Annotated in this window: 5 protein-coding genes and 1 pseudogene; 1 reads left to right on the top strand and 5 read right to left on the bottom strand. The window is 69.8% G+C overall.

The genetic code is table 11. The features are described 5' to 3' along the window. Nucleotides 1-41: 41 nt before the first annotated feature. Entirely contained in the window at nucleotides 42-1451 is a 1410-nt protein-coding gene (locus AC6LKG_RS08850) for an MFS transporter (protein ID WP_498163964.1), read from the bottom strand. A 201-nt stretch (nucleotides 1452-1652) separates the two neighbouring features. On the opposite strand from AC6LKG_RS08850, the gene AC6LKG_RS08855 reads away from it, so the two are divergent. Beyond that, nucleotides 1653-2303 (top strand): spore coat protein U domain-containing protein, encoded by a 651-nt coding sequence (locus AC6LKG_RS08855; RefSeq protein ID WP_498163965.1) that lies wholly within the window; start codon nucleotides 1653-1655, stop codon nucleotides 2301-2303. Here the strand turns inward: AC6LKG_RS08855 and AC6LKG_RS08860 are convergent. The 4 genes and pseudogenes from AC6LKG_RS08860 to AC6LKG_RS08875 form a co-directional block, all read right to left on the bottom strand. Beyond that, entirely contained in the window at nucleotides 2293-4353 is a 2061-nt protein-coding gene (locus tag AC6LKG_RS08860; RefSeq protein WP_498163966.1) for a site-specific recombinase, read from the bottom strand. The two genes, AC6LKG_RS08855 and AC6LKG_RS08860, sit on opposite strands and share 11 nt — an antisense overlap. A 16-nt stretch (nucleotides 4354-4369) precedes the next feature. Next, complete coding sequence (locus AC6LKG_RS08865; RefSeq protein ID WP_498163967.1) at nucleotides 4370-6073, bottom strand: MFS transporter; 1704 nt, start codon at nucleotides 6071-6073, stop codon at nucleotides 4370-4372. A 127-nt stretch (nucleotides 6074-6200) separates the two neighbouring features. After that, on the bottom strand, nucleotides 6201-6527 hold the full coding sequence (sorB, locus tag AC6LKG_RS08870) for a SorB family sulfite dehydrogenase c-type cytochrome subunit (protein WP_498163968.1): 327 nt from the start codon (nucleotides 6525-6527) through the stop codon (nucleotides 6201-6203). Between the two features lie 10 nt (nucleotides 6528-6537). Then, nucleotides 6538-6852: pseudogene (locus tag AC6LKG_RS08875) on the bottom strand (molybdopterin-dependent oxidoreductase); the annotation flags it as partial.

The raw sequence follows: 6852 nt of genomic DNA on the forward strand, positions 1-6852 counted from the left end.
CGCGTGATTTATAACGACATAAAACGAAATAAAGGGCGGGCTCAGCGGGCGGCTGGCATGTGCGCCGGCTCGATCGCGCCAAAGCGCAGCCGCGCGAAGCTGGCCAGGCTCGCCAGCGCGGCGCACAGCCCGCCTAGCCACAACGCCATCACTGCGCCGTGGCTGCTCGATACATTGAAGCAGGCAGCCACCAGGGCCGCACCGGTGGCCTGCCCGAGCAATCGCACGGTGCCGATCATGCCGCTGGCGCCGCCGGCGCGCGAGGGCGGCGCCGAGGTCATGATGGCGCGCAGGTTGGGCGACTGGAAGAAGCCGAAGCCGGCGCCGCACAGCGCCATGCGCCAGGCGATGTCCCATGCCGACGGCGCCGTAGGCAGCAGGGCCAGCGAGGCCATGCCCAGGGCCAGCAGCGCCAGGCCGACTCCGCCCAGCATGCCGGCAGGATAGCGGTCCGACAGGCGCCCGGCGATGGGCGCCATGAAGGCCACCACGACCGGCCAGGGCGTGATCAGAAAACCGGTGTGCACCTGGCTGTAGCCCAGTACGGTCTGGAACAGGAACGGCAGCGACACGAAGGCCAGCGCCTGCGCCGCGAAAGCGCAGACGGCGGTGGCGGCGGACAGCGCGAACAGCGGCCGGCGCAGCAGGTCCACCGCCAGGATCGGCGCCGGATGGCCGGCCTGGCGCCGCATCAGCAGCCAGAGGCAGGCGGCCGTCAGGCCCCATTCCAGGGCGATGCGTTGCCACGGCGCGCTGTGCGCCAGTTCGTTCGACCCCAGCACGAACAGCCCCAGTGTCAGTGCGCACAGGACCGCGGCAAAGCCATCGAAGCCATGCGGCGCGCGGGTGGTCGGTGGCAGGCCGCGCAGGCCCAGGCCGACCGCCAGCAGGCCGATAGGCACGTTGATCAGGAACAGCCAGTGCCACGAGCCCAGCAGCAGGATGGCCGATGCCGCGGTCGGCCCGGCGGCGAACGACAGGCCCACCACCATGGCATTCAGGCCCATGCCGCGTCCCAGCACCGGCGCGGGGTAGATAAAGCGCAGCAAGGCGGCGTTCACGCTCATGACGCCGGCGGCGCCCAGCCCCTGCAGAATGCGGGCCGCCACCAGCGCCGGCAGCGATGGCGCCAGCCCGCAGGCCAGCGAGGCCAATGTGAAGACCGCGATGCCGACCATGTAGACGCGGCGGTGTCCCAGGATTTCGCCCAGCGCGGCAGCCGGCAGCAGGCCGGCGACCATGGCCAGTTGGTAGCCGCTGATGACCCAGATGGAGCCGGCATCGCTGGCGCGCAGGTCGCGGGCGATGGTCGGCAGCGCGGTGTTGGCGATAGCGGTGTCGAGACTGGCCATGCAGACGGCCAGCATCACGGCCAGCAGCGCGCCCAGGCGCTCGGAAGCCGGCAGGCCCTGGCCCGCGGGATGGATGGTGGTGCGTGAGAAGGAGAGCATGGGGCGCCGCGGCAGGATACCGGGGCGCAAGCGCGCGCCGGCTGTGGGTGAGGGTTGATTCTAGTGCGACATGCCGATTCAACGCTTCGTCAGGCGGCACGGCCTTTCGTGCGTGGTGGCGTTTCCGTACCGGCATGACCCGGCGCGGCCCCTGCCTACGCTGGGGCCGTTCGTCTGCCAGCCGTTGCAGGAGGCGAGCCCATGAAACCGACCCTGTTCGCCTTGCTGCTGCTGGGGGCGGGCGGCGCCGTCGATGCCCGGGCCACCTCGTGTTCGTTGGGCGCCGCTACCACCGGCACGGTCAACTTCGGCGCCGTCAATCCCTTGCTGTCCAACGACACGTTCGCCGACGGCAACAGCGTGGCGGTGACGTGCAATTTCACGGCGCTGGCGTTCGGCGCGCGCCTGTGCTTTTCCGCAGGCGTGGGCACCACCAGTGCCTCGACGGCCGCGCGCGCGATGGGCGCGGGTGGTTACCGCATGAATTACAACCTGTACACCGACAGCGGCCACAGCCAGGTCTGGAGCGACGCGACCACCTCCGCCCCGACCTCCATACTGCTGGCCGGCCCTGTGTTGTCGACCGGCTCCGCGTCGACCTCGTTTTCCTACTACGCGAAATTGCCGGGCGGACAGACCACCGTGTCGACCGTCGGCAACGCCAATACCCTGTACAGCGAGAACTACAGCACCACTGTCCGTGTCGACATCGCCTGGGGGCTGCTGTCGACCCTGCTGGTGAATTGCCCGATCGCGGCGCCCAGCCAGACCTTGTACGTGCCGCTGACCGCGCAGGCCACGCCGCGCCCGGGCAACTATAGCGATACCGTCCTGGTCACGATCACGTTCTGAGGTCGGCGCGCGGCTTGACCGGCCAGAACAGCGTGGCCGGCCGCTGCCAGATGCGGCGGCGCACGCCCAGCGCCAACGCCTTGCGATCGCCGCGGCGCAGATTGCGCGAACGCAGCGCCACGTCGAAAGCCAGCGCGAAGCTGACGCCCACGTTCAACGCGCCGGTCAGCGCGGTGCCTGCGATCGCCAGCCAGAACGCCTGCGTGTGCACCACGTCCCAGCCCAGCGCGCCGATGGCCGAGCCGACCTGGCCCGCGCTCAGCGTGACGTGGCGAACTTCGACGTGCGGACCGAAGAAGCTGACGATGGCAGGACCCAGGCCCAGCATCAGCCCCAGCGACACATTGCCGGCGATACCGGAGATATTGCGCTGCCAGAAGCCGGCCCAGCGCGCCGCGCCGCGCGCGCCGAACAGGTGGCGCATGCGGCGGTCGTAGGCCATCACGTCGTGCACGCGGTGCAGCGCGAACCAATTGTCGGCCCAGCCGGCGATCAGGCTGGACAGCCACAGCAGCACACCGGTGGCGGCCGCGTAGATGGGCGTCGGTCCCCAGATCGAAAAGGAGTCCAGCGTCGCCTGCGCCTTCTGCGCATCGATCAGAGGCCGTTGCAAGCCGTGCTGCGCCACCCATTGCGCCGCCCACGCCAGCGGGAACACCACCGCCAGGTTGCCCAGGATGGCCGCGGCATTCGAGCGGATCATCGACAGGGTGTCGTCGAGGAAGGCTTCGCGGCCCTCGGGCGTGTTGGCCTGGTCCAGGCGGTGCGCCAGGGCCGGTCCCGTCATGGCGGGCTGTTTCGTTGCCAGCGTGAAATGGCAGAAATGAATGGCCAGGAAGCCGCCGGCGTAGTTCAGCGAGGCCAGCAGCCCTTCGATGAACTTGTCCAGGTGCAGCGAAACGATGAAGAACTTCAGGTAGACGGTCAGCACCATCAACAGGCCGCCGCCGGCCGAGGCCTTCAACATTGCCAGGTATTCCGCACTGTCGCGCGCGATGTAGTGCTCGCCGGTCTCGGCGGTGCGGTCCATGACGCGGCGCGCCAACTGGGCGAAAGACGACGCCGCCAGGTGGCGGATGCTGCTGCGCGCCTGGGTCGAGCGGATCAGCTCGGCGATCAGGTGCACGTACTTGTTGCGCTGCGTCGGATCGACCCACACGCCCAGCAGCAGTTCGATGCGCGCCAGCCGCAGTTTCATGCGTTCGATCTGGAAGACCACTTCGACCGACACGCCGTTTTGCTCCAGTTCGGCATAAACATGCCGCGAAGCGGCGCGGCAGCTATCGAGTTGCGCGCGGAACAGGTTGAGGCGGCGGGCGAACACCTCGCGCGGTGTGTCGGGCGGGCTGTCGCAGAGCTCGGCGGCGGCGGCCGCCAGCGCGAAGAACGGGCTTTCCCGCACCCGGCCCGGCAGGCGCGAGCGGATGTCCTGGCTCAGGCCGGTGGCGCGCACCTGGCTGGCCAGCACCTGGATGCTGCTGGTGAGCGCCTCGACCAGATGGCGTGGCGGCGGCTCGGGGGCGCCCGGGTCGAGATGCTCTATGCCGTCGCCGTGGCGCAGCAGGCGCCGCATGCGGGCTCGGGTGTCGTCGTCCAGTGATTCGATCCAGGCGGCGTCATCGGCTTTGCGGAAGATCAGCGAGAACAGTCCGAACATGTCGCCGCGGTTGGGGGGCGGCGGCAGCAGCCGCGCCTGCGCCCGCTCCCAGCATTCTCCCCAGAAGCCGGGGTGCGAGGCCACGCCCGTATCGCACAGCAGCGAGGTGGGGTCGTTATCGGCGATCAGCGAGCGCAGCGTGGCGGCCACCGGGGCGGCCAGCGCAGGGTTGTTTTCCAGCACCTGCAGCACATAGCGCAGCCGCGCGTGCTGCGGGTGACGACCGTCTTCGGCGCGATCGCGGCCGGGGCGGTCGATCCAGCGGCACAGGTCCACCATCCAGAGATTGCGCTGCGCCAACCGCGCCTCGGGGTCGGCGCCGGCCAGGATGGTATCGAGTTGTGGGCCGCCGTGCCGCGACGCACACCATTTACGCCAGAGGGAGTTCAGCATGGGAGCCTCGCGCGGGTCAGGGCGATTCGGGGTCACGGCGCAGTGAAAAGCCCTGCGCGTCGTTCATGGCCAGATAGCTGACATTGCGCGAAACCAGTGGCGGTCTGTCGCCGGCGTGCATCGCGCGCAGCCTGTCCAGCACCATCTTGTCGGCCAGCGTCATGCGGTCGATCATGCGCAGGTACTGCATCCAGCTTTCGACCAGGAAAACCTCGCGCCATACCCCCTCGCGCTCCAGGTCGCGGAACAACTGCCATTGCTGCGCGCCGTTGCGCAGCCGCAGCAGGCGCAGCGGTCGCGCCGCCTGGATCAGGGCGGACAGCTTTTCCCTGGGGATCAGGTATTCCACCGCCACCAGCACCGCGCCATGGCGGGTGTTGAAGCCGGCCGCCGACAGGGCCGGTTCGGTGGTGTCGGCGCGCGCCAGCGATTGCGTGTCGACCTGTTCGGGCAGGCGCGAGCGGTACAGCAGCGCAACGGTGATCGCCAGCATGATGCCGGCGGCCGACAGGGCGCCGGACACGCCCATGGTGTCGGCGAAGTGGCCCCACATGAACGAGCCGGCCGCCAGTCCGCCGAAGATCGCCGTCTGATACAGCGCCAGCGAGCGCGCCTTGACCCAGTCGGGCACCAGCATCTGCACGGTGGTGTTGTAGGTGGCCAGCACCCCGATCCAGCAGGCGCCGGACAGCAGCAGCGCCGGAAACGCCAGCCACAGCGTGCTGGTCAGTCCCAGCCCCAGCAGGCAGACGGCCAGCAGGCCCGCCGCGGCGCTCACCAGGCCGCTGGCGCCCCAGGCCGCCTGCAGCCGCCGTACCACGGCGCTGCCGAAAATGGCCCCCACGCCCAACGCACCCAGCATGTAGCCGTACAGCAACGCGTCGCCTTGTTCATGGGCATAGGCCAGCAGCGGCAGCAGCGCCCACAGCGCGCTGGCCGACAGGCCGAAGGCGAAGGCGCGCAGCATCACCACCCGCGTCACGGTGGAGTGCTGGGTATAGCGCAGGGCCGCCACCACGCCTTCGTGCAGCCGTTCCGGCGGCAGCCGCCGTGCCGGCACCTCGCGGCGCCAGCGCCAGATGGCCCAGATCAGGCTGCCATAGCAGACGCAGTTCAGCAGGAACACGGTGGGCGCGCCGGCGGCGCCCAATAGCAGGCCGCCAATGGCCGGCCCGACCGCGCGCGCCACGTTGTAGTTGACGCTGTTGAGCAGCACCGCGCTGCCGATATGTTCGCGCGGCACCTGTTCGCCCACCGCCGCCTGCCAGGCGGGCGTGACAATGGCGCTGCCGATGGCGATGCAAAAGACAGACACGATCAGGGTGAGCGGGTGCAGCAGGCCGAGATAGGCCAGGATGGTGATGAAGATGCCGCCAGCCAGTTCCAGCAGCATGCCGGTCAGCATGACCTTGCGGCGGTCGTAGTTGTCCGCCAGCACGCCGGTCAGGATCGACAGCGCCACCAGCGGAAAGGCCGCGGCCACCTGGATCATGGCGACCATCAGCGGGCTGCTCTGCTCGGTGGTGATGACCCAGGCCGCGGCGACTGACTGGGCCCAGGTGCCGAGGTTGGCGAACAGGTTGGCGATCCAGATGATGCGGAACGCCGGAAACGCGAAGGGGGACAGCGTACTGACCCGCAGCACGGGTTGTGGCGGCGCGGCGGCCGTGCCCGGCGCGCTGGGCGGCAGATCGTTGGTGGCCGAGACGGGCTGGAGCATGGAGGCCTCAGTGATCACCCGGAGACAGCGGGCGGGGGCCGTCCAATGGTACGCCTATTGCGAGGCGTCCGGATGAAGGTGAAGCGATGCGGCAACGCCGCGCGCCCGGTGGGGCGCGCGGCACGGGTCAGGGCTTGGCGCGCGGTGCCTGCGGCGGGTAGGCCTGGTTCAGGTACTCGACGATCAGCGGCACCTGTTCGGCCGGGATCGGCGCGCCGTAGGTGCCGACCATCTTCTTGACCTCGGCGTCCCAGAAGCCCGGCGGCATGGGCGGTTGCGACGAAATGTAGTCGACCGAGTGGCACATCAGGCACAGCGTGGCGCCCTGGGCGCCCGGACCGCTGCCGGGGTGCAGGGTGGCGGTCTCCTGCGGTAGCTTGATGTCCAGGGCCAGCGCGGGGACGCAGGCGCCGGCGGCGGCCAGGGCCAAGGCGAGGCGGGCGAGTCGGATCATGGTGGTCTCCTCAGGCGGCGTCGACGCGCACGGTTTCGACCACGTTGCGCATGTAGCCGGCGGGATTCCACCGCGGCTCCAGCGGCTGGGTGTCGCCGGCCATGTTGGTGGCGCGCGCCTGCAGCGGGTAGGCGCCGGCCCGCGCCGGGGTGAAGTCGGCGTGCCATTCGCGGAAAGAATAGCGGCCCAGGTCACGGCCCAACGTGGCGGCGCGCCAGGTCTTGCCGCCGTCGGCCGAGAACTGCACGTCACGGATGCCGCGACCGCCGTCGAAGGCGATGCCGCGCACCGGTACGCGCTGGCCGATGGCGACGCGGTCGCCATC

It is taken from the genome of Achromobacter sp. 46006 (genome assembly GCF_059761975.1).

Excerpts from the sequence above, each read along its gene's own strand:
- AC6LKG_RS08850 (WP_498163964.1), bottom strand. The coding sequence starts at position 1,451 with ATGCTCTCCTTCTCACGCACCACCATCCATCCCGCGGGCCAGGGCCTG.
- AC6LKG_RS08855 (WP_498163965.1), top strand. The coding sequence starts at position 1,653 with ATGAAACCGACCCTGTTCGCCTTGCTGCTGCTGGGGGCGGGCGGCGCC.
- AC6LKG_RS08860 (WP_498163966.1), bottom strand. The coding sequence starts at position 4,353 with ATGCTGAACTCCCTCTGGCGTAAATGGTGTGCGTCGCGGCACGGCGGC.
- AC6LKG_RS08865 (WP_498163967.1), bottom strand. The coding sequence starts at position 6,073 with ATGCTCCAGCCCGTCTCGGCCACCAACGATCTGCCGCCCAGCGCGCCG.
- sorB (WP_498163968.1), bottom strand. The coding sequence starts at position 6,527 with ATGATCCGACTCGCCCGCCTCGCCTTGGCCCTGGCCGCCGCCGGCGCC.